Below are 22450 nucleotides of genomic sequence, written 5' to 3'. Positions count from 1 at the left end.
AGAAGTGGTATCAGCGATGTATAAAAAGAGTGAATGCAGTCACGCCTTATCTTTGACGCGCTTACAGGCAGGTAAAACAAGGGGCGCATAGCGCGCCCCTTTCGTTATTCTGCGGTTGGCAGCGGTCTGACTCTCACCGCCACCAGCACTGTCGCCATGGCGGCCAGCAGCAACAGCGCGCTGCCGGTAAAGACCCCGGTCGCGCCATTCATGTCAAAGATAATCCCGCCGCCCGCAGCGCCTGCGCTTATTGCAAGCTGGATGGAAGCCACCAGCAGGCCGCCCGCGCTTTCAGCTTCATCCGGCACCGTGCTGGCAAGCCAGGTGGACCAGCCGACCGGCACCATACCGAACGCCAGCCCCCAGAGCGCCACCAGCACGCCGTCCAGCAGTGTCAAATGACCAAACAGCGTCAGCAGCAGGGCGAGCACGCCCATCAGGCCCGGCGCCAGCGCCAGAGTATGACGCAGGCTGCGGGAGATAAAATGCCCCGCAAGCGACGTGCCGATAAAGTTCACCACGCCGAAAGCCAAAAGGATGAGCGAGATGGCCTCAACGCCTGCCCCTGCGACTTTTTCAAGGAACGGACGCAGGTAGGTGAAAAAGGCGAAGTGGCCGCTGAAGATAAGGATCGTAGACAGCAGACCGGCCACCACGCCCGGGCGCTTCAGCACCTTTATCAGCGTATGCAGGCTGCTGACATTCTCTGGCTTCATGGTCGGCAATACCCACAGCTGCCAGAGCAACGCCAGCACGCCCGGCAATGCGGTTAGCGCAAAGACCGCCCGCCAGCCAATCAGGTTGCCGAGGAAGCTGCCGAGCGGCGCGGCGACGACGGTCGCCATCGACACGCTGGAGAAAATAATCGCCAGCGCTTTCGGCACCTGCGCGGCGGGAACCAGACGCATTGCGGTGGCGGTAGACATCGCCCAGAAACCGCCCAGCGCCACGCCCAGCAGCAAACGGCCAACCAGCAACAGATCAAACGAAGGCGCCCACGCCACCATCACGCTGGAAACGGCCTGTAAAAAAGAGAAAAAGATCAGGACCCAGCGGCGGTCGATATTACGCGTGGCGGCGGTGATGAGCAGGCCGCTGAAAAGCGCCACCAGCGCGGTGGCGGTAACGGCCTGGCCCGCGGTACCTTCGCTGATGCTAAGGCTGTTCGCCATCGGGGTTAACAGGCTTGCCGGCAAGAACTCCGCAGTGATGAGCCCAAATACGCCAAGCCCGAGCGACCATACGGCGGGCCAGGCGGCTTTTGCAGGTGCCGACGTTGCGGCAGCGGCGGTGCAGGAATTCATTAACTTATCTCCAGCAATATATTTACACAGGCGGCAAGCATAGGCAGTTCTGCCAGGACGATCTATGACATATAATCCTCATCTATTGATAATTCGTCCGGAGTTACGTTATGACGGCTTCTACACCCGATCTCACCAGCGAACTGCTGCGCGGCATGCGTCTTTCCGGCGTTAACTACCGGCGGATTGAAGCCTGCCGCCCGTTTGGCGTGCACTTTAGCTACGCGCCGGGGCGGGCGCAGTTTCACTTCGTCAGCCGCGGGCCGCTGCTGCTGCGCACCGTCAGCGGCAAGATTTATGAACTGGAGAGCGGCGATGCGCTGTTGATGCCCAACGGCGACGCCCATACGCTGCTTTCCGAGCCAGACGCGGCGGTAGTCGACGTCGCGCAGCTTGCGACTGAACCGCTGTGTAAATCGGTTTGTGAAATCAGCAAAGCGGACGACAGCGATCCTCCTCAGCCGCCTGCTGTAGTATTCAGCGCATGTATGGAATTCGAGCTCGGCGGCATGCAGCCGTTAATCTCCGCCATGCCAGAAGTGATGCTGATAAGCCGGTTGCAGAAAAGCTGGCCGGAGATCCAGCCGCTGCTGGCGGCGATGGAGCGGGAGTCGCTGACGCGCCAGGCAGGTTACGCCACCATTCTGGCGCGGCTTGCCGACGTGGTGGCGGCGCTTATCGTTCGCGCCTGGGTGGAATGCGGCTGCGACAAAGCCACCGGCTGGGTGGAGGTCCTGCGCGACCCGAAGCTGAGCCGCGCCATTTACGCCATGCACCGTAAGCCTGGCGAAAACTGGACGGTGGAGAAGCTGGCGCGCGAGGCGGGCATCTCCCGCTCAGTTTTCGCCGAACGCTTTCTCGCCGCCACCGGCAGTTCGCCGGCGCGCTATTTGGCCGAGCTGCGTATGCGTCTTGCGGTGCAGTACATCAACGAGGCGCGCCAGCCGCTGGAGTCTGTTGCTTTCGAACTCGGCTACAGTTCGCTGGCGGCCTTCAGCCGGGCGTTCAAACGCATCGTCGGGAAATCGCCCGGGGCGGTCAGGGAGCCGGTGACGCAGAACGCGTAAGCACACGACGTATCAACACGTACTTGATAAAAAACGCATGGGGGCTGTGGAAAATTTAAGCCAGATATAATCTGACAGATACCTGTATAAACAACCGTAACTGTCAGATAAGGGCGGAGCTAATGGAATTATGCTGTAGGGCGTTCGTTCCAGGCGTCATGAGCTAATAAATTGCCATCTTTGTACAGATGAGTGATCTTCTCATAATTCAGAGCCACATCTTCCATGTGACCAGTCCCCGGACAACCTCGCGTATCGTGCATTACCGGGCTAACAGAAATAACTTTGACGTTTTCCAGCGTGATCCGGTAATACTCCACCTCCTGCCCAGCGTCGTTGATATGATAGAAACGAAACTCAGCAGTTTTCAGTGTCTGACCCGTTGCGGCAGCCTTGAAGAGATAGGGGGAGGAGCTATCCAGCTCTTTGGTAAACTGGAAAGGTGAATGCTGACGCGTACCCGTCACTTTCCCTGTCATTGGGTCAGTAGGGATAGTTAGGTTATGATGTAATCCTCGTAGCTCGACACTGCCTTCACGGTCTTGTACATCAGAAGAGCCACGGATCATTGCGCCGCCGTCATCGGTCAAAAATAGGTGTACTGGTACAGCCATTTATTAAGCTCCTTGCAATTAATCGTATAACCATTTCCCGGCTTTAGCTGATTTAATAAACATGTCAATCGTGAAATCAGGAACATCTACAGGATCGGGTTTCTTGAATGGATTCCATGAAAACTTAACTTCGGGATAGTAGACTTCAAGATGGAAGTTAGACATGTCAACGCCAAATTCCTTTTCAAACTCTTCAACTAATTCTTCAACATCATCCTGATCAAGCTGCACATCAAAATGAATGTTTGATTCTGCCGTGTACGTATCGTATTTCTTTTTCCTGAACATGTAACAACCACTACGAATAGTGATCATTTCGATGACGCGTTGCTCAATAGGATCTACCATAACTTATCGTTGCCTCTCACTATGGTGTTATATTCTCGGATCGAATTGTAGGTAATCTGTGAAACATCAACCAAAAGAACAATCTCGCCAGCTAACGGAATAGTTCGACCTACCCACGTTCCGATACTTCTAACCATTCTAAGTTTTACCGTCCACGGAGTATAACCACCGATCCATGTAGGAAGTTTAATACCGAACGGAAAGAACCTTTTTCCCAATGTTTTTCTAATCCCTTTAGAAAGGCGTGAAGTCCCTTGAATTGCTGTTCCTGGTTTAGTTCGCGTCTTTTGATCGTTCATACCTGCATACAGTGCATAGACTGCAGTAATGTCTTTAATGCCGAACTGATCAGCAGTGTTGAAAATAAACACCATAAAAAAGAGTTCAGTGGCAGTAAGATTCGATTTTCCCGCATAGAAGTATGTTCCGTTTAGTTCCTCTACTGTGTCCACTTCATAATCCCTTACAAACCCTGCGTGAAATATGACCATAGCGGCTACTAAAAGCGCAGTCTGTGATCTAACTCTATGCTTTTACACAAGAGAAGCCATAAAGCCCGGTGGTGGTAAGACAACGCGCGGAACCGTCAGGCGACATCATCAGCGGCATGTAAGGCGCTAGGATTTATTAGGCTAAGCATGTTTCTAAAGAAAGCACGGCCGAACCGCTGACAGAGCCTGTCTACTCTCTGCCAGTATCATGACCACCATAAACCTGTTTTCCCCTGCGACGTCTCGTGACGGCCATAGAATGGAGATCGGGCTAAAATGCGCTTCACTGAAAATTTAATTTCGCGGGGATAATCTGATCAGGCGGGCCGTCACATTGGCTATGGCTTCCAGAGATTACCTCCTCACACGTCAGCTTTTCGCTCTTTTCATGAATGAATCACACCAGACTATGAGTCACGACAATAATGGTTAATCCATACCAATTAAACATTACATTTACACAATGTATTGTGCTGTAGGGTTAATGAAATATCACAAACCCGCAAGGAGTTACCGGGATGGGAATACCAGTTATCTATGGCTTGATGAGCAGAAAAGAAACTACTTCCCGCAATATGCGCACTTTCCGTATGCATGGAGATAAACGACATGGTATCGCCGGGTTCGCATCTGGAGAGTGCATAGAGATTTTAAAAGGATCAAATCAGCCTGAGATGCTTGTAGTGACTCGGTTTTGTAAGGGTTGAGAGAACTGGGGAAGGTTGTCATGGAGCGGGCGAAGGGAATCGAACCCTCGTATAGAGCTTGGGAAGCTCTCGTTCTACCATTGAACTACGCCCGCGTTGAGGTGCGTATGGCATTATAGCCCTTCACCTCCTGATGGCAACCCCCGCCCTTTACTAACTGGCGGAATAATAAGCAGTTGCCGGACACGCTAACTTAACAGGAGGGCGAACGCCCCTGCGGCGGTAGATAACGCTGCGGATCCAGCGCGGTGGCGCGATAGCGTATCTGGAAATGCAGCTTCACCGAATCGGTGCCGGTGCTGCCCATGGTGGCTATCTTCTGCCCCGCTTTCACCTGCTGGCCGTTGTTTACCAGCGTCGTGTCGTTATGGGCGTAGGCGGTGATGTAATCTTCGGTGTGTTTAATCATGATGAGGTTGCCGTAGCCGCGCAGTTGATTACCCTCATAAACCACCCTGCCCGCTGCCGAAGCATAAATCGGCTGGCCGCGCTGGCCTGCGATATCTATCCCTTTGTTGCCGCCGTCTGCAGTGGAATAGCCCAGCACCACTTTCCCGCTGGTCGGCCAGCGCCAGCAGCGCTGCCCTGGCGGCGGCGCATCCACTTTCGGTAATGCGGCAGGCCTGCGTGAGGCGGTTGCTGAGCGAGAAGCGGTTCGCGATGCGCCAGCGCTTGCGGAAGATTGCACGCGCAGCCGCTGCCCGACCTCTATTGTGTAAGGAGGAGAAAGACCATTGAGACGCGCCAGTTCGCCGACGCTGCTGCCTGTCATTCTTGAGATGCGATAAAGCGTGTCGCCGCGCTTAACCGTATAAGTCGAACCGCTGTAGCTGCCTTTCGTCGCGTTCGAGACCCCCGCTTTGTTGCTGGAGCAAGCGGCAAGAAACAGGCAAAAAAGCAGACACAAGGCTTTCTTATTCAGTAGTGCGGACGACCAATCCGTGCTCAAAACAGCTCCTCGTTACAGACGATAATCAATTGACGGCGCTTATCTTAGCAGTTCCGTTTCGTTCGCCAAACCCGCACGGCCTTATAAAAAGAAAAAGCCGCGCGCTCCCTGCGGAACACGCGGCTTTATGGCAAGCGTGACGGATTATTTCACCGGACGCATCGCCGGGAAGAGGATCACGTCGCGGATGGTGTGGCTGTTGGTAAACAGCATCACCATACGGTCAATACCGATGCCGAGACCGGCGGTAGGCGGCAGGCCGTGTTCCAGCGCAGTCACGTAATCTTCGTCATAGAACATCGCTTCGTCGTCACCGGCGTCTTTCGCGGCAACCTGGTCCTGGAAGCGTTGCGCCTGATCTTCCGCATCGTTCAGCTCGCTAAAGCCGTTGCCGATTTCACGGCCGCCGATAAAGAACTCGAAGCGGTCGGTGATTTCCGGGTTTTCATCATTACGACGCGCCAGCGGAGAGACTTCCGCCGGGTATTCGGTGATGAAAGTCGGCTGAATCAGGTGCGCTTCGGCAACTTCTTCGAAGATCTCAGTGACGACGCGGCCAAGACCCCAGCTCTTCTCAACCTTAATACCGATAGACTGCGCAATGCCTTTCGCCTTTTCGAAATCATCCAGATCCGCCATTTCGGTTTCCGGACGGTATTTTTTGATGGCTTCGCGCATGGTCAGCTTCTCGAACGGCTTGCCGAAGTCGAACACCTCTTCGCCATAAGGAACCTGAGTGGTGCCCAGCACATCCTGCGCCAGTTGGCGGAACAGAGACTCGGTCAGCTCAATCAGATCTTTGTAGTCCGCATAAGCCATGTAGAGTTCCATCATGGTGAACTCAGGGTTATGGCGAACGGAAATGCCTTCGTTACGGAAGTTACGGTTGATTTCGAACACGCGTTCAAAGCCGCCCACTACCAGACGCTTCAGATAAAGCTCCGGCGCGATGCGCAGATACATATCGAGATCCAGCGCGTTATGATGCGTGATAAACGGACGCGCAGAGGCGCCGCCCGGGATCACCTGCATCATCGGCGTTTCGACTTCCATAAAGCCGCGGCCTACCATGAACTGGCGGATGCCAGCCAGGATCTGCGAGCGGACTTTAAAGGTCTTGCGGGATTCGTCGTTGGCAATCAGGTCGAGGTAGCGCTGACGATAACGCGCTTCCTGATCCTGCAGGCCGTGGAATTTATCCGGCAGCGGACGCAGCGCTTTGGTCAGCAGACGCAGCTCGGTGCAGTGGATGGAAAGCTCGCCGGTTTTGGTTTTGAACAGCTTGCCGCGCGCGCCCAGGATATCGCCGAGGTCCCACTTTTTAAACTGCTCGTTGTACACGCCTTCCGGCAGATCGTCGCGAGCGACATACAGCTGAATACGCCCGCCCACATCCTGCAGGGTTACGAAGGACGCTTTACCCATGATGCGGCGCGTCATCATACGACCCGCCACGCTCACTTCCACGTTCAGCGCTTCCAGCTCTTCATTCTCTTTCTCATCGAACTCAGCATGCAGAAGGTCTGAGGTCTGGTCGCGGCGGAAGTCGTTCGGAAAAGCGACGCCCTGCTCGCGCAGTTGGGCCAGCTTCTCACGGCGCGTTTTCAGCTCATTATTAAGATCGACTGCCGCTTCTGCGCCCTGTGGTTGTTGTTCAGACATGTTGGTTCCTCATAACCCTGCTTTCAAACTTGCTTCGATGAATTTGTCCAGATCGCCATCCAGCACCGCCTGGGTGTTACGGGTTTCTACCCCGGTGCGCAGATCTTTGATGCGGGAATCGTCCAGCACGTAAGAGCGGATCTGGCTGCCCCAGCCGATATCGGATTTGGTATCTTCCATGGCCTGCTTTTCAGCATTCTTTTTCTGCATTTCCAGCTCGTACAGCTTCGCCTTCATCTGCTTCATGGCCTGGTCTTTGTTCTTGTGCTGCGAACGGTCGTTCTGGCACTGCGTTACGATGCCGGTCGGGATGTGGGTAATACGCACCGCCGACTCAGTACGGTTTACGTGCTGACCGCCCGCGCCCGAAGCGCGATAAACGTCGATGCGCAGATCCGCCGGGTTAATTTCGATATCGATATCGTCGTCCACTTCCGGGTAAACGAACGCAGAGCTGAACGAGGTGTGACGACGGCCACCGGAATCAAACGGGCTCTTACGCACCAGGCGATGAACGCCGGTTTCGGTACGCAGCCAGCCGTAGGCGTAATCGCCGGAAATTTTAATGGTGGCCGATTTCAGGCCCGCCACTTCGCCTTCAGACTCTTCGATAACTTCCGTCTTGAAGCCGCGCGCTTCCGCCCAGCGCAGATACATGCGCAGCAGCATGCTGGCCCAGTCCTGCGCTTCGGTGCCGCCAGAGCCCGCCTGAATATCCAGGTAGCAGTCGGCGCTGTCATACTCGCCGGAGAACATGCGGCGGAATTCAAGCTGCGCGAGTTTCGCTTCCAGCTGATCCAACTCGACGACAGCCTCGTTGAAGGTCTCCTCGTCGTCGGCTTCCACAGCCAGCTCCAGCAGGCCGGAAACATCGTCCAGCCCCTGAGTCATCTGATCTAACGTGTCTACGATAGCTTCCAGAGAGGAACGCTCTTTACCGAGCGCCTGAGCGCGTTCCGGTTCGTTCCAGACGTCCGGCTGTTCCAGCTCGGCGTTTACTTCTTCCAGTCGTTCTTTCTTGGCATCGTAGTCAAAGATACCCCCTAAGAACGTCGCTGCGCTCTGTGAGGTCCTGAATGCGGTTTTTTACCGGGTTAATTTCAAACATGGTCTGTAAGATCTTTTAGTGAGGACGAATGTCAAAATGCGGTCGTAAAACGGAAAGTCTACCGGATTTACGCCGCCTTTTATAGCGAATCCTGGCGTTAAACTGGCCAGAGATAGTCGATGATTAACTGCACGTTACGGTTGCCGCGAAACTCGTTTACATCCAGTTTGTACGCCAGCTCCACCTCGCGTACGCCCTGATCGGGCCAGCGGGTGGTATCAATGTTAAAGGCTATGCCATCAAGCAACGGGCCGCCGCCGACTGGCTCCAGCATGAGTTTGAGATGACGCTCGCCCACCAGACGCTGCTGGAGAATGCGAAAACGGCCGTCAAAGAGCGGTTCGGGGAACATCTGCCCCCAGGGGCCCGCTTCGCGCAGCATCTCCGCCACTTCCAGCGTCATCTCCTGCGGCGCAAGCGCCCCGTCGGACCAGATTTCCCCCTGCAACATAGCCGGGTCGAGCCAGTCATTCACCAGGCTGGAAAAACGCTGCTGGAACTCATCAAAGCGTTCCGCTTCAAGCGACAGTCCCGCCGCCATGGCGTGACCGCCAAATTTCAGCATCAAGCCGGGATAGAGCGTGTCGAGGCGCTCCAGCGCATCGCGCATATGCAGCCCCTGAACGGAGCGGCCCGAACCTTTCAACAGCCCGTCGCCTGCCGGCGCGAAGGCGATAACCGGACGGTGGAATCGCTCTTTAATCCGTGACGCCAGGATGCCCACCACGCCCTGATGCCATTCAGGATGATAGATAGCGATGCCCGCAGGCAGCGTTTCCGCGCTGCGCTCAAGCTGCTGACAAAGCGTCAGCGCTTCAGCCTGCATGCCCTGTTCGATCTCTTTACGCGTCTGGTTCAGCGCGTCCAGCTCGTTAGCGAGCATGCGCGCCTCGCCGATGTTGTCGCACAGCAGCAGCGCCACGCCGACAGACATATCGTCCAGCCTGCCCGCCGCGTTAAGCCGCGGGCCGAGCGCGAAGCCAAGGTCGCTTGCCGCGAGCCTTTGCATATCGCGATTGGCGATTTCCAACAGCGCGCGAATGCCCGGGCGGCATTTGCCGGCGCGAATGCGGCTTAAGCCTTGCCAGGTCAGAATACGGTTGTTAGCGTCCAACGGCACCACGTCAGCCACGGTGCCAAGCGCGACCAAATCAAGGTATTCCGCGAGGTTAGGCATGGGTATGCCTTTTTCTTCAAACCAGCCCGCCTCACGCAGGTGAGCGCGCAGCGCCAGCATCAGGTAGAAGGCCACCCCGACCCCTGCCAGCGATTTAGACGGAAACTCGCAGTACGCCAGGTTCGGGTTAACCAGCGCATCCGCCTCTGGCAGCGTTTCGCCTGGCAGATGGTGATCGGTCACCAGCACCGGGATCCCTAACTCATGGGCGCGGATCACGCCTGCGTGAGAGGAGATCCCGTTGTCTACGGTCATGATCATCTGCGCGCCGCGAGCGTGCGCCTGATCGACCACTTCAGGGCTCAGCCCATAACCATCGTCAAAACGATTGGGCACCAGATAGGCGACATTCCCGCCGCCGAGCGCGCGCAGCGCCAGCACGCTTAACGCCGTGCTGGTGGCGCCGTCGGCATCGAAATCGCCCACGATCATAATTCGCAATCCTTCGCGAAACGCGTTATGCAGCATTTCCACCGCCTGCTGAATGCCGCCAAGCTTCTGCCAGGGCAGCATGCCTTTAACGCTGCGCTCCAGCTCTTCGGCGTTCTTCACTCCGCGGCTGGCATAAAGCCGCTTCAGCAATGGCGGTAAATCATCGGGCAACTGCGCGGATTCATCCACGGCCCGACGACGAAGTTGCGTTTGTTGTTTCACCCGTTACTGCCCACCAGCCTTTAACGGCTTATCATGTTCATTCAGGAAAGCTTTCATCTCTTTCGGCCCCTGGTAGCCCGGCACAACGTAACCGTTGCTCAGCACAATCGCGGGCGTACCCTGAACGCCAAACTGCACGCCCAGCGAGTAATGTTTAGCGATGTTCATATCGCAGCTGGCCGGGGCCGTCTGCCCGCCGTTCATCGCGTTATCAAAGGCTTTATTGCGATCTTTGGCGCACCAGATAGCCTGCATATCTTTTTCCGCCTGGCTTTGCAGCCCCTGGCGCGGGAAAGCGAGATAACGCACGGTGATACCCAGCGCGTTGTAGTCTTTCATCTCTTCATGCAACTTGTGGCAGTAGCCGCAGGTGATATCGGTAAAGACGGTAATCACATGCTGCTGCTGGGGCGCTTTATAAACGATCATCTCTTTTTCAAGCGCATTGAGCTTACCAAGCAGCAGCTGGTTGGTGACATTAACCGGCTGCGCGCCGCTGACGTCATAAAGCGGCCCCTGGATCATCTGCTTGCCGTCTTCAGTCACGTAAAGCACGCCGCTTTCCGTCAGCACGGTTTTCATGCCCGGCAGCGGAGAGGGCTGGATTTCCGCTCCCTGTACGCCAAGCTTCGCCAGCGACTGCCGGATAACGGCGTCATCGGCATGCGCGAAGCTGGAAAGCGTCGCCGCCAGAAAAGAGAGCAGTAAAACCTGTTTTTTCATAATCGATCCTTGGATATCGCACTCACGCCCGCGGGTGGTGCTGTTGATGAAGTTGCCGCAGCCGTTCCGTCGCCACATGAGTGTAAATCTGCGTGGTGGAAAGGTCGCTGTGCCCCAGCAGCATCTGCACTACGCGCAAATCCGCGCCGTGGTTGAGCAGATGCGTGGCAAAAGCATGACGTAAAACGTGCGGCGATAATTTTTCGCTGTCGATACCGGCCAGTTGAGCATAATGCTTGATGCGATGCCAGAAGGTCTGGCGCGTCATTTGCTGGGCGCGGCTGCTGGGAAAAAGCACATCCAGCGACTGGCCGTTCAGCAACCAGGGGCGCCCATGCGCCAGATACTGTTCAAGCCAGTAGACCGCCTCTTCGCCAAGCGGCACCAGCCGCTCTTTATTGCCCTTGCCGATAACCCGCACCACGCCCTGGCGAAGGCTAACATCGCTCATGGTCAGCCCCACCAGCTCCGACACGCGCAGCCCGGTGGCGTACAGCACTTCGAGCATTGCTTTATCACGTAGTTCAATCGGCTGATCCACCACCGGCGCCTGCAGCAGGCGTTCAACCTGCGCCTCGCTGAGATCTTTAGGCAACCGCTGCGGCAGTTTGGGCGAGGCGAGCATGGCGCTTGGGTCATCCGCACGCGCTTTTTCACGGTAAAGATGCTGGAAAAGACGGCGCATAGCGCTCAGCATCCTGGCGGAGCTGGTCGCTTTATAGCCGCCTTCCACCCTTTCGGCAAGCAGCGCCTGCAGATCGTCACGCTGGGCGGTCAGCAACGTCAACCCCCGGTGATGCAGCCACTGCGCTACCATGGTCAGGTCTCGCCGGTAGGCGCTCAGGCTGTTCTGGGCGAGATTTTTCTCAAGCCAGAGCGCGTCGAGAAACTGTTCTATACGAGCTAAATCTTGTTCCATCGCTTTTCCGCCTTTCGCCTGGGTCGCGCCATTATGCCTGATAGCAGACGGGATCTGGTACACTGGCGCCTCTGCAGATGAAGAAATGAGAAGTTACCGCTATGAACATTGGTCTTTTTTATGGTTCCAGCACCTGCTACACCGAAATGGCGGCTGAAAAAATACGCGATATTATTGGCCCTGAGCTGGTAACGCTGCATAACCTTAAAGATGACTCGCCCACGTTGATGGAGCAGTATGACGTGCTGATCCTCGGCATTCCTACCTGGGATTTCGGCGAACTTCAGGAAGACTGGGAAGCCGTCTGGGATCGGCTCGACAGCCTCGCCCTTGAGGGCAAAATCGTGGCGCTTTACGGTATGGGCGACCAACTGGGGTATGGCGAATGGTTCCTGGACGCCCTCGGCATGCTGCACGATAAACTCGCCCCGAAAGGCGTTAAGTTTATCGGCTACTGGCCTACCGAAGGGTATGAGTTTACCAGCAATAAGCCGGTAATTGCCGAAGGCCAGCTGTTCGTCGGCCTGGCGCTGGATGAAACGAACCAGTATGACTTAAGCGAAAGCCGCATCGAAAACTGGTGCGAGCAAATTCTGGGCGAAATGGCTGAACAGTTCGCCTGAGACCGTTTCAGGAGCAAGGGTGGCCCGGGCGTTGCAGCAATAAGCGCCGTAAATCGCGCCACTCGCCTTCCGTCATGCTGTCTGCCGCCAGCCACAGATGCTGGCGACGCGCAGTTTGTTCATCCCGCAAACGCAGCATCATGCCGCTGTTGAGCATCCATGGCGAATCGCCGATTTCCCACTCTACTCCTTGCCAGCGCAGGCGATAATCGGCAGTGAGCTTCACCTCGCCCTGACAGGCGTTAATGCGCCGCTGGCTGCGCACGCAGTCAAATACCACCAGCGAGAGCAACAGCAGCCAGACCGGCATATAGCTCAGCGGCCAGGGCAACAGCAAAATCGCTGCGGCAACAAGGCCGTGGAGTAGCAGCGAAAGCCACTGCGCTCGCCACGAGACGCGTAAATCAGATTGCCACAGGACCACGTTCCTGATTCCGTGTCTGGATTAACTGCACCATCCGCGCTAATTCCGCATCCGCAGGCTTGCCGTGGTTCATCAGCCAGTTAAATAAATCAGGATCGTCGCATTCAAGAAGACGGATAAACAGCCGCTTATCCTCATCGCTCAGCGTGTCATATTCATACTCGAAGAACGGCATGATAGAGATATCAAGTTCGCGCATACCGCGACGGCATGCCCAGTGGATTCGGGCTTTGTTATTGATGTCCATGTGCATATTCCCGCTTAACCGCTTTTAGAAGACGGCTGCTAGTGTACCGCTTTTTTTCTCCGCCTTTGACAGGAATGTTGCGAATTGCGAAGCGTTATCCAGGAAAATAATTTCCTTGCGCAACAATTTACTTTTGCTGCGAGGCATCTCCCTCTTCTTCTTTAAGCGCACGAAAGGGGATATCAAAAGACTTGCATTGTCCGCAGCCTCTTTAACAATATGTGGTTATCGCACCTCTAGCGTGAACGTAATTTCGCGTAAGCAACCTGGGACTTTATTGTTATGGCATTCACTCCATTTCCTCCGCGTCAGCCCGCCGCCGCAGCGCGCCTGCCGCTGACGCTTATCTCTCTGGATGACTGGGCGCTCTCAACCCTCACTGGCGCCGACAGCGAAAAGTATCTGCAAGGCCAGGTGACGGCAGACGTGGCCCACCTGGCTGAAAACCAACACCTGCTGGCGGCGCACTGCGACGCAAAGGGCAAAATGTGGAGCAACCTGCGCCTGTTTCGCCATGGCGAAGGGTTCGCCTGGATTGTTCGCCGCAGCGTGCAGGATAATCAACTGGCGCAGCTGAAAAAATACGCGGTGTTCTCCAAAGTGGCTATCGCCGAAGATAAGGAAGCGGTGCTGTTGGGCGTGGCGGGTTTTCAGGCGCGCGCAGCGCTGGCTAACCTTTTTAGCGTCCTGCCGGATGAACAAAATCAGGTCGTGCGCGAAGGGGCTACCACGCTGCTGTGGTTCAACCTGCCGGCCGAGCGTTTTCTGCTGGTAACGGATAAAACCACCGCCAGCGATATTACGGAAAAGCTGCGCGGCGAAGCGCAGCTTAACGCCAGTCAACAATGGCTGGCGCTGGATATTGAAGCCGGGTATCCGGTGATTGACGACGCCAACAGCGCGCAGTTTATTCCGCAAGCGACCAATATCCAGGCGCTGGGCGGCATCAGCTTTAAAAAAGGCTGCTATACCGGTCAGGAGATGGTGGCGCGGGCAAAATTCCGCGGCGCTAACAAGCGCGCGCTGTGGTATCTGGCGGGCAAAGCGAGCCGCGTGCCGCAGGCGGGCGAAGACCTTGAACTGCAGATGGGCGAAAACTGGCGTCGCACCGGGACTGTACTGGCAGCAGTGCAACTCGACGACGGCCGTTTGCTGGTGCAGGCAGTGATGAATAACGACATGGAAAGCGGCAGCGTATTCCGCGTTCGCGACGAGAGCAGCCATACGCTGGCTATCGAACCGCTGCCTTATTCGCTGGAAGAAGCCTGAGTCTGAAGCCCCCTCGCCCACGCGAGGGGGTTAGCGTTATTTGATATAGAGATAAATAGCGAGGAAGTGGCAGACGCTGCCGCCCAGCACAAAGCCGTGCCAGATGGCGTGGTTATAAGGGATGCGTTTACAAACGTAGAAAATCACACCGAGGGTGTAAACCACGCCGCCCACCGCCAGCAGCGTCACGCTGCCCGCCGCCAGTTTTACCGCCATTTGATAAATCACCACTAAGGAAAGCCAGCCCATCGTCAGATAGGTCGCCAGCGACAGGACCTTAAAGCGGTGCGCGATGGTGAGCTTAAAAAGAATTCCCAGCAGCGCCAGGCTCCAGATTACAATCATGAGCCCCTTCGCCAGCGGCGAGTTAAGCCCTACCAGCAAAAACGGCGTATACGTGCCTGCTATCAACAGATAAATAGCGCAGTGGTCGAATTTCTTCAGCCAGACCTTAGCCCTGGCATGAGGGATAGCATGGTAAAGCGTGGAGGCGAGAAACAGCAGGATCATGCTGCCGCCATAAAGGCTATAGCTGGTGATGGCCACGGCGCTGGCATTGGTGTCAGCCGCCTGCACGAGCAGCAATACCAGACCGACGATGCCAAATACCAGCCCAATGCCGTGGCTGATGCTGTTGGCTATTTCCTCAGCCAGCGAATATCCCTGAGCAATGAGCGGCTTGCGAACCATAGTGAAGCTCCGACAGAGGTGTCAAAAAACAGACGACATGCATAGCCTAACTGAGAATGATTTCAGTGAACACCTGTTAGCTAAAATAAATCTGTTACCTGTCGTAAATGCGCCGCTTCGCTTTAGGCATCGCACCTTTAAAGCAGATTCAGAGCTTACAGCTGTGCTATGAAATCCGCTTAAAAGCAATCACATAAAGTTCGTCCAGACCAGGGTATATCTCTGCTATCACCTGCCGGAGTTCAGCGAGCGTCATATTTTCCTGGCGCGCATGCTCGTCGTTCAGCTCGTTAAGCGCGACTGGCGTGGTGCTGATAACTTCAAGCGTGCAGAAATAGCCATTATCTTCATAGCGTCCGGTGCGCAGGCGCTGGCCTGGCTGGAAATGCGATTCGGCTGCATCGCGGATCGTGATGGTTTTACGCCCGGCCAGAATATCCGGCTCAAAGCGGGCGAAAAAGGTAATGTCGTTTTGCAACAGTCTCTCCTCAGGCGAAAAGCAAAAAAGCATCATAAGCGTCAGCCGCGGGTTATGCATCCGCAAACGAAAGAATGGCGCGCCCGGTGGGGATTTATGGCAGCATAAGATATATGTTGAGCAGATGCTGCTGTCAGCCATTACGCGAAGGAAGCCCCGCACGTGACGATGTTTACCCACTCCGCTATCGCCAGCCTCAATAATCTGGAGATGGGGGTTTATAACTTTGTCATCAAAAACCGCGACAAAGTGATGTATATGACCATTCGCGAGCTGGCGGACGCGGCTGGCGTCTCCACGACCACGGTGCTGCGCTTTTGCCGCAAGCTTAACTGCGAAGGCTATTCCGAATTTCGCGTACGCTTTAAATTATATTTAGAACAGAACGAACCTCAGCAGACTAATTTCGGCGCCAGCGAAATCATCAGTTTTTTCAGAAGCGTTAATAATGAGGAATTCGATAATCTGCTCGACCGCGCGGTCGATATTATTCTCTCTTCTGAGCGCGTTATTTTTGTCGGTGCGGGTACCTCTGGCGCTCTGGCGAAATATGGCGCGCGCTTTTTCTCCAACGTCGGGAAATTTAGCAACCATATTGACGACCCTTATTTCCCCGTCACCACTGACATGGCCAAAAATGCGCTGGCTATCGTCCTTTCCGTTTCCGGCGAAACCGCGGAGATCCTGCGTTTCGCCAGCCAGTTCAGCCTTCACCGCTGCAAGGTGCTCTCTATTACCAGCCACGACAACTCGTCGCTGGCAAAGCTTGCCGATTTCAACCTCTCCTGGCACGTGCCGCAAACCCGCATTGCCGGCGTGTATGATATTACCACGCAGGTGCCGGTAATTTATATTCTCGAGACGCTGGGCCGAAAAATGGCGAAAAAACTGGCGTAAAAAAACAGGCTGTTTTTCATTTGTAACAAGTCACGTTATCCACTATTTGTTATATCGTGACTTTACAATTCCCTTTGTTAGACTCGCATTAAACGTTAATTGGCTCTGCGCGATTTATTGTCTTTGATCGGTTTATCGAATAACGAAGAGATGAATGAAATGAAGCAACTGACACTTCCAAAAGAGTTCCTTTGGGGCGGCGCGGTCGCCGCGCATCAGGTTGAAGGCGGCTGGAACCAGGGCGGCAAAGGTCCCAGCATTTGCGACGTGCTGACCGGCGGCGCGCACGGCGTTCCGCGTGAAATTACCGAGTCCGTCGTGCCGGGGAAATACTACCCGAACCATGAAGCGGTCGACTTCTACAGCCATTACAAAGAAGACATCAGGCTTTTCGCCGAGATGGGCTTTAAATGTTTCCGCACCTCCATCGCCTGGACGCGTATCTTCCCGAAAGGCGACGAAGCCGAGCCGAACGAAGAGGGGCTGAAATTTTATGACGCGGTGTTTGATGAACTGCTGAAATATAACATCGAACCCGTTATCACCCTTTCTCACTTCGAAATGCCGCTGCATCTGGTGCAGCAGTACGGCGGCTGGACCAACCGTAAAGTCGTCGATTTCTTTGTTCGCTTCGCCGAAGTGGTGTTCGAGCGCTACAAGAATAAGGTCAAATACTGGATGACCTTTAACGAAATCAACAACCAGCGTAACTGGCGAGCGCCGCTGTTCGGCTACTGCTGCTCCGGCGTGGTCTATACCGAACACGACAACCCCGAAGAGACGATGTATCAGGTGCTGCACCATCAGTTCGTGGCCAGCGCCATGGCGGTGAAAATCGGCCATCGCATTAACCCGCAGATGCAGATCGGCTGCATGCTGGCGATGGTGCCGCTCTATCCCTTCTCCTGTAAGCCGGAAGATGTAATGTATGCTCAGGAGTCCATGCGCGAGCGCTATGCCTTTACTGACGTGCAGTTGCGCGGTTATTACCCTTCCTACGTGCTGAACGAATGGGAGCGCCGCGGCTTCAACATCAAAATGGAGGCAGGCGACGAGCAGATCCTGCGCGAAGGCTGCTGCGACTACCTGGGCTTTAGCTATTACATGACCAACGCGGTAAAAGCTGAAGGCGGCAGCGGCGACGCGCTGACCGGTTTCCAGGGCAGCGTGCCGAACCCGCACGTGAAGGCCTCCGACTGGGGCTGGCAGATTGACCCGGTGGGCCTGCGCTACGCGCTGTGTGAGCTCTACGAGCGCTACCAGAAGCCGCTGTTTATCGTTGAGAACGGCTTTGGCGCTTACGATAAAGTGGAAGCGGACGGCAGCATCAATGACGATTACCGTATCGATTACCTGCGCGCCCACATTGCCGAGATGGTAAAAGCGGTGACTTACGACGGCGTGGATCTGATGGGCTATACCCCGTGGGGCTGCATCGACTGCGTGTCGTTTACCACCGGTCAGTACAGCAAGCGCTACGGCTTTATCTATGTGAACAAACACGATGACGGCACGGGCGATATGTCACGCGCACGTAAAAAAAGCTTCAACTGGTACAAAGAAGTCATCGCCAGCAACGGCGAAAAACTCTGACTTTCGCGCGTCTCTCTCCCCATCGGGAGAGAGACGACTGTCGCTTATTCAGTATGCTGGACAGCGATACAACGTTTACCCACTCTGTGCGTTTATACCCTGTGAAGCGAGTGAGCGAAGCGCCGCCATAGCTCCGCGAACGCTCAATTCCGCCTACTTCCCGCCCGCCAGTTCAATAAAGCTTCCTGTCACGTAAGAGGCTTTCTCGCTAAGCAACCAGGCAATGGCCTCCGCCACTTCTTCCGGCTGGCCGCCGCGCTGCATTGGCAGGCTTGATTTTACTCTGTCCACCCGTCCCGGCTCGCCGCCGCAAGCGTGCATTTCGGTATAAATGAGCCCCGGCCGCACGCAGTTTACGCGGATGCCCTGCCCTGCGACCTCCAGCGCAAGTCCGGTAGTAAGCGTATCCACCGCCCCTTTAGACGCCGCGTAATCAACATATTCGCCGGGCGCGCCAAGCCTTGAGGCCGCCGACGAAACGTTAACAATAGCTCCGCCTTTGCCGCCGTGGTGATGCGCCATGCGCTTTACCGCTTCGCGACAGCAGAGAAAGTAGCCGGTGACGTTGGTCATCAGCACGTTGTTAATCCGCTCAGCGGTAAGCTCCTCAACGCGGCACTGCGTGAAAAGAATGCCCGCGTTATTTACCAGCGCGCCGAGCGGCTGGTTAAGCGCATCTATCTGCGCAAACATCGCCATGACCTGAGCCTCGTCCGCAATATCCGCCTGCACCGCCAGCGCCTCGCCGCCTTTCGCGTGGATGGCCTCTACCACCTCCTGCGCCGCCTGCGCGTTTTTATGGTAATTCACCACAACCTTATAGCCCTGCGCGGCCAGCAATAGCGCCGTGGCCCGGCCAATGCCGCGGCTGGCGCCGGTGATAAGTGCAACAGACATGCTTTTCTCCTTTTTATTTGGGGACGTATCGGCGATGCTTTTATTAAGAGCAGCGCCGCAGCCATAAGGCTTGAGTGCAGGAAAACAGACACAGGTAAAGCGATGAAATCACACGCCGACATCAGCAAATTTTTAAGCTACGTTTTGCGCCACCAGCCCGAGTCCATCGGTTTGCAACTGGATACCGAAGGCTGGGCTTCGGTGGATGAACTGATAATGCGCGCCGCTAAAGCGGGCAAGCATCTTACGCCCGAGCTGATTGAGGCGGTGGTGCAGGATAACGACAAAAAACGCTTTGCGTTAACTGCTGACAAACTACACATTCGCGCCGTGCAGGGCCACTCTACAAAACAGGTAGCTATCCAGTGGGAGGAAAAAACGCCTCCCGGGACGCTTTACCACGGCACCGCCACCCGTTTTCTTGAAAGCATTCGCCAGCAGGGGCTGGTGGCCGGTTCGCGTCATTACGTGCACCTTTCAGGCGATGAAGCGACCGCCGTCGCTGTTGGCGTGCGCCACGGCAAACCGGTTGTGCTGAAAATCAACGCCAGCGATATGCATCAGCAAGGCTACGCGTTTCATCAGGCGGATAACGGCGTCTGGCTGACCCGCGCGGTACCCGCTGAATTTATCGCTTTCGAATAAAAAAGGGCGCCGCAGCGCCCTTCGTCATCCTCTTGCCGGAATTACTGGTATTCGCTCATCGGCACGCAGGAGCAGAACAGGTTGCGGTCGCCGTAAACGTCGTCCAGACGTTTAACCGTCGGCCAGTACTTGTTGCCAAAGCCTGCCGGGAAAGCCGCCCGTTCACGGCTATAGGGATGCGCCCACTCTTCCACCAGCTCGTGCTGAACGTGCGGCGCGTTAACCAGCGGGTTATCGTCCGCTGGCCACTCCCCTTTCGCCACGCGGTCAATCTCCATGCGGATAGCCAGCATCGCGTCGATAAAGCGGTCCAGCTCGGCTTTGCTTTCTGATTCCGTCGGCTCTACCATCAGCGTGCCCGCCACCGGGAAAGACATCGTCGGCGCGTGGAAGCCGTAATCGATAAGACGTTTGGCGATATCCAGCTCGCTGATGCCGGTCTCTTCTTTAAGCGGACGGATGTCGAGAATACACTCGTGCGCCACATGCCCCTCGCGCCCGGTATAAAGCACCGGATAAGCCGATTTCAGGCGCGTGGCGATGTAGTTGGCGTTCAGAATAGCCACCTGGCTTGCCTGCTTCAGCCCTTCAGACCCCATCATGCGAATATACATCCAGCTGATAGGCAGAATTGAGGCGCTGCCGAAAGGCGCGGCGGAAACCGCGCCCTGGCGGGTCAGCATTCCTTCAATCTGCACCACGCTGTGGCCCGGCACGAACGGCGCCAGGTGCGCTTTCACGCCAATCGGCCCCATGCCCGGCCCGCCGCCGCCGTGCGGAATGCAGAAGGTTTTATGCAGGTTGAGGTGGGAAACGTCCGCGCCGATATGGCCCGGTGACGTGATGCCCACCTGGGCGTTCATGTTCGCGCCGTCGAGATAAACCTGGCCGCCATACTGATGAACGATTTCGCATACTTCACGGATAGTCTCTTCATACACGCCGTGCGTGGACGGGTAAGTGACCATGATGCAGGAGAGTTTATCGCCCGCCTGCTCCGCCTTCTCGCGCAGATCGGCAAGGTCGATATTGCCCTGCTTGTCGCAAGCCACGACCACCACTTCCATTCCCGCCATCTGTGCGGAAGCCGGGTTGGTGCCGTGCGCGGAGCTCGGGATAAGACAAATATCGCGCGCGCCTTCGTTGCGGCTTTCATGATAATGGCGAATCGCCAGCAGGCCGGCGTATTCCCCCTGCGCGCCGGAGTTCGGCTGCATGCACAGCGCGTCGTAGCCCGTCAGCTTCACCAGCCACTCGGAAAGCTGGCCAATCATCATATGGTAGCCTTCGGCCTGCTCCGCCGGGCAGAACGGATGCAGTTCGGCGAACTCCGGCCAGGTGATGGGAATCATTTCCGCCGCGGCGTTCAGCTTCATGGTGCAGGAACCCAGCGGGATCATCGCCTGGTTCAGCGCCAGATCTTTACGCTCGAGCGAATGCATGTAGCGCATCATCTCGGTTTCGCTGTGGTAGCGATTAAAGACCGGATGGGTGAGGATGTCGTCTTCGCGCAGCATCGCCTGCGGGATGGAGCGGCTGTCGAGCGCCACGTCTTTATCCAGCGCGTCGATATCCAGACCGTGGTTGTCGCCAAGCAGCACGCTGAACAGACGCAGCACATCTTCGCGAGTGGTGGTTTCATCAAGCGTAACGCCCACGGCGTTCAGAATGTCGCTGCGAAGGTTAACCTCGGCGGCCTGCGCGCGCGCCAGCACGGCGGCTTTATCGGCCACTTCCACGCACAGCGTGTCGAACCAGGTGCTATGACGCAGCTTCAGCCCTTTATGCTGCAGCCCTGCCGCCAGAATATCGGTGAAGCGGTGAATGCGGCTGGCGATGCGCTTGAGGCCCTTCGGTCCGTGGAAAACGGCGTAAAGGCTCGCGATGTTGGCAAGCAGCACCTGTGAAGTACAGATGTTGGAGTTCGCTTTTTCGCGGCGGATATGCTGCTCGCGGGTCTGCATCGCCATGCGCAGCGCGGTGTTGCCCGCCGCGTCTTTGGAAACGCCGATGATGCGGCCTGGCATAGAACGCTTAAATTCGTCTTTCGCCGCGAAGAACGCCGCGTGCGGGCCGCCGTAGCCCATCGGCACGCCGAAACGCTGGGCGGAGCCGAACACAATATCGGCGCCCTGTTTGCCCGGCGCCGTAAGCAGCACCAGCGCCATAAAATCCGCCGCCACGCTGACAATCACATTGCGCGCTTTCAGTTTTTCAATCAGCGGGCCGTAATCATGCACTTCACCAGTGGTACCCACCTGTTGCAGCAGCACGCCGAAAATATCCTGATGATCCAGCGCCTTGCCCGGCTCATCGACGATAACCTCAAAGCCGAACGTTTCCGCGCGGGTGCGCACCACGTCCAGCGTCTGCGGATGAATATCCTGCGCCACGAAGAAGCGGTTCGCGCCTTTAAGCTTGCTGACGCGCTTAGCCATCGCCATCGCTTCGGCTGCAGCGGTCGCTTCGTCGAGCAGTGAGGCGGAGGCAATATCGAGCCCGGTGAGATCCAGCGTAACCTGCTGGAAGTTCAGCAGCGCTTCAAGACGTCCCTGCGACACTTCCGGCTGGTAAGGGGTGTAGGCGGTGTACCAGCCCGGGTTCTCCAGCATATTGCGCAGGATGACCGGCGGCGTATGAACGGCGGTATAGCCCATCCCGATATAGCTTTTAAAACGCTTGTTGCGGCTGGCGATGGCTTTCAGCTCCGCCAGCGCGGCGAACTCGGTGGCGGCTTCGCCGATAAACGGCGGCGCGGTCAGTTGGATGTCGGCGGGAACGATTTGCGCGGTCAGCGCATTCAGCGAGTCCGCGCCAACGGTGCGCAGCATCTCCTGCTGTTGCGAAGCAGAGGGGCCGATGTGGCGTTCGATAAAGGCTTCGCGGTTTTCCAGCTGGCTCAGGGTCTGGGTCATGGGCGATATTTCCTGAAACGTGCAGTGAAGCAAATTAATGCGATGGGTG

At 56.2% G+C, this 22450-nt stretch carries 22 protein-coding genes and 1 tRNA gene; 6 read left to right on the top strand and 17 right to left on the bottom strand.

What is annotated here, in order from left to right; all coding sequences use genetic code 11:
- Positions 1–104: 104 nt before the first annotated feature.
- Positions 105–1304 carry an MFS transporter gene (locus IEX01_RS11335; RefSeq protein ID WP_024555515.1) on the bottom strand — a complete coding sequence of 400 codons (1200 nt, stop codon included), beginning with the start codon at positions 1302–1304 and terminating at the stop codon, positions 105–107.
- 110 nt (positions 1305–1414) lie between these two features.
- Between IEX01_RS11335 and IEX01_RS11330 the strand changes: the two genes are divergently transcribed.
- Positions 1415–2371 carry an AraC family transcriptional regulator gene (locus tag IEX01_RS11330; RefSeq protein WP_188723861.1) on the top strand — a complete coding sequence of 319 codons (957 nt, stop codon included), beginning with the start codon at positions 1415–1417 and terminating at the stop codon, positions 2369–2371.
- Between the two features lie 128 nt (positions 2372–2499).
- Here IEX01_RS11330 and IEX01_RS11325 read toward each other — a convergent pair whose 3' ends face one another.
- The 10 genes from IEX01_RS11325 to xerD form a co-directional block, all read right to left on the bottom strand.
- Complete coding sequence (locus IEX01_RS11325; protein WP_024560355.1) at positions 2500–2985, bottom strand: Hcp family type VI secretion system effector; 486 nt, start codon at positions 2983–2985, stop codon at positions 2500–2502.
- An 18-nt stretch (positions 2986–3003) separates the two neighbouring features.
- Positions 3004–3333, bottom strand: a complete 330-nt coding sequence (locus IEX01_RS11320) for a DUF1493 family protein (RefSeq protein WP_024560356.1) — start codon at positions 3331–3333, stop codon at positions 3004–3006.
- Positions 3327–3785, bottom strand: a complete 459-nt coding sequence (locus IEX01_RS11315) for an STM2901 family protein (RefSeq protein ID WP_188723860.1) — start codon at positions 3783–3785, stop codon at positions 3327–3329. The genes IEX01_RS11320 and IEX01_RS11315 overlap by 7 nt, the downstream gene beginning before the upstream one ends.
- 767 nt (positions 3786–4552) lie before the next feature.
- Positions 4553–4626, bottom strand: a tRNA-Gly gene (locus tag IEX01_RS11310).
- Positions 4627–4724: 98 nt separating this feature from the next.
- A complete protein-coding gene (gene actS / locus IEX01_RS11305; protein WP_188723859.1) occupies positions 4725–5480 on the bottom strand; it encodes an amidase activator ActS in 756 nt (251 codons plus the stop codon).
- Between the two features lie 144 nt (positions 5481–5624).
- Positions 5625–7142 (bottom strand): lysine--tRNA ligase, encoded by a 1518-nt coding sequence (gene lysS / locus IEX01_RS11300; RefSeq protein WP_024555518.1) that lies wholly within the window; start codon positions 7140–7142, stop codon positions 5625–5627.
- 9 nt (positions 7143–7151) lie between these two features.
- A protein-coding gene (gene prfB / locus IEX01_RS11295; protein ID WP_125454235.1) for a peptide chain release factor 2 occupies positions 7152–8250 on the bottom strand; the annotation gives its coding sequence in 2 pieces (ribosomal slippage) (positions 7152–8174 and positions 8176–8250; 1098 coding nt in all).
- A gap of 97 nt (positions 8251–8347) precedes the next feature.
- Positions 8348–10081 carry a single-stranded-DNA-specific exonuclease RecJ gene (gene recJ / locus IEX01_RS11290; protein ID WP_024555520.1) on the bottom strand — a complete coding sequence of 578 codons (1734 nt, stop codon included), beginning with the start codon at positions 10079–10081 and terminating at the stop codon, positions 8348–8350.
- Positions 10082–10084: 3 nt separating this feature from the next.
- Positions 10085–10804 (bottom strand): bifunctional protein-disulfide isomerase/oxidoreductase DsbC, encoded by a 720-nt coding sequence (gene dsbC, locus IEX01_RS11285; protein ID WP_024555521.1) that lies wholly within the window; start codon positions 10802–10804, stop codon positions 10085–10087.
- Positions 10805–10826: 22 nt separating this feature from the next.
- Positions 10827–11723, bottom strand: coding sequence for a site-specific tyrosine recombinase XerD (gene xerD, locus IEX01_RS11280; RefSeq protein ID WP_024555522.1), 897 nt, complete (start codon positions 11721–11723; stop codon positions 10827–10829).
- A 101-nt stretch (positions 11724–11824) separates the two neighbouring features.
- Between xerD and fldB the strand changes: the two genes are divergently transcribed.
- Positions 11825–12346 carry a flavodoxin FldB gene (gene fldB / locus IEX01_RS11275; RefSeq protein WP_024555523.1) on the top strand — a complete coding sequence of 174 codons (522 nt, stop codon included), beginning with the start codon at positions 11825–11827 and terminating at the stop codon, positions 12344–12346.
- A 7-nt stretch (positions 12347–12353) separates the two neighbouring features.
- Here fldB and IEX01_RS11270 read toward each other — a convergent pair whose 3' ends face one another.
- Together IEX01_RS11270 and sdhE are read right to left on the bottom strand one after the other, a co-directional pair.
- Positions 12354–12770, bottom strand: a complete 417-nt coding sequence (locus IEX01_RS11270; RefSeq protein ID WP_024555524.1) for a protein YgfX — start codon at positions 12768–12770, stop codon at positions 12354–12356.
- On the bottom strand, positions 12751–13017 hold the full coding sequence (gene sdhE, locus IEX01_RS11265) for an FAD assembly factor SdhE (protein ID WP_024555525.1): 267 nt from the start codon (positions 13015–13017) through the stop codon (positions 12751–12753). The genes IEX01_RS11270 and sdhE overlap by 20 nt, the downstream gene beginning before the upstream one ends.
- 282 nt (positions 13018–13299) lie before the next feature.
- On the opposite strand from sdhE, the gene ygfZ reads away from it, so the two are divergent.
- Complete coding sequence (gene ygfZ / locus IEX01_RS11260; RefSeq protein ID WP_024560361.1) at positions 13300–14286, top strand: tRNA-modifying protein YgfZ; 987 nt, start codon at positions 13300–13302, stop codon at positions 14284–14286.
- 36 nt (positions 14287–14322) lie between these two features.
- On the opposite strand, the gene trhA is transcribed toward ygfZ, so the two are convergent.
- Together trhA and yqfB are read right to left on the bottom strand one after the other, a co-directional pair.
- Positions 14323–14976, bottom strand: a complete 654-nt coding sequence (trhA, locus tag IEX01_RS11255; RefSeq protein ID WP_024555527.1) for a PAQR family membrane homeostasis protein TrhA — start codon at positions 14974–14976, stop codon at positions 14323–14325.
- 166 nt (positions 14977–15142) lie between these two features.
- Complete coding sequence (gene yqfB, locus IEX01_RS11250; RefSeq protein WP_229701847.1) at positions 15143–15457, bottom strand: N(4)-acetylcytidine aminohydrolase; 315 nt, start codon at positions 15455–15457, stop codon at positions 15143–15145.
- A 165-nt stretch (positions 15458–15622) separates the two neighbouring features.
- On the opposite strand from yqfB, the gene IEX01_RS11245 reads away from it, so the two are divergent.
- Both IEX01_RS11245 and IEX01_RS11240 read left to right on the top strand, forming a co-directional pair.
- Positions 15623–16351: a MurR/RpiR family transcriptional regulator gene (locus IEX01_RS11245; RefSeq protein WP_188723941.1), complete on the top strand. Its 729-nt coding sequence runs from the start codon at positions 15623–15625 to the stop codon at positions 16349–16351.
- Between the two features lie 159 nt (positions 16352–16510).
- Positions 16511–17944, top strand: coding sequence for a 6-phospho-beta-glucosidase (locus IEX01_RS11240; protein WP_188723858.1), 1434 nt, complete (start codon positions 16511–16513; stop codon positions 17942–17944).
- A 153-nt stretch (positions 17945–18097) separates the two neighbouring features.
- Here IEX01_RS11240 and IEX01_RS11235 read toward each other — a convergent pair whose 3' ends face one another.
- Complete coding sequence (locus tag IEX01_RS11235) at positions 18098–18841, bottom strand: SDR family oxidoreductase (protein ID WP_024555531.1); 744 nt, start codon at positions 18839–18841, stop codon at positions 18098–18100.
- Between the two features lie 102 nt (positions 18842–18943).
- Between IEX01_RS11235 and IEX01_RS11230 the strand changes: the two genes are divergently transcribed.
- Positions 18944–19486 carry an RNA 2'-phosphotransferase gene (locus IEX01_RS11230; protein WP_024560364.1) on the top strand — a complete coding sequence of 181 codons (543 nt, stop codon included), beginning with the start codon at positions 18944–18946 and terminating at the stop codon, positions 19484–19486.
- Positions 19487–19527: 41 nt separating this feature from the next.
- Here the strand turns inward: IEX01_RS11230 and gcvP are convergent, their stop codons facing one another.
- Positions 19528–22401, bottom strand: a complete 2874-nt coding sequence (gcvP, locus tag IEX01_RS11225) for an aminomethyl-transferring glycine dehydrogenase (protein ID WP_188723857.1) — start codon at positions 22399–22401, stop codon at positions 19528–19530.
- Between the last annotated feature and the right edge of the window lie 49 nt (positions 22402–22450).

Origin of the sequence: Franconibacter daqui (genome assembly GCF_014644275.1) — a bacterium.
Taxonomy (GTDB): Bacteria; Pseudomonadota; Gammaproteobacteria; order Enterobacterales; family Enterobacteriaceae; genus Franconibacter; species Franconibacter pulveris.
The sequence above is the reverse complement of the archived record's forward strand: the minus strand, read 5'-3'. Positions and strand labels throughout refer to the sequence as shown.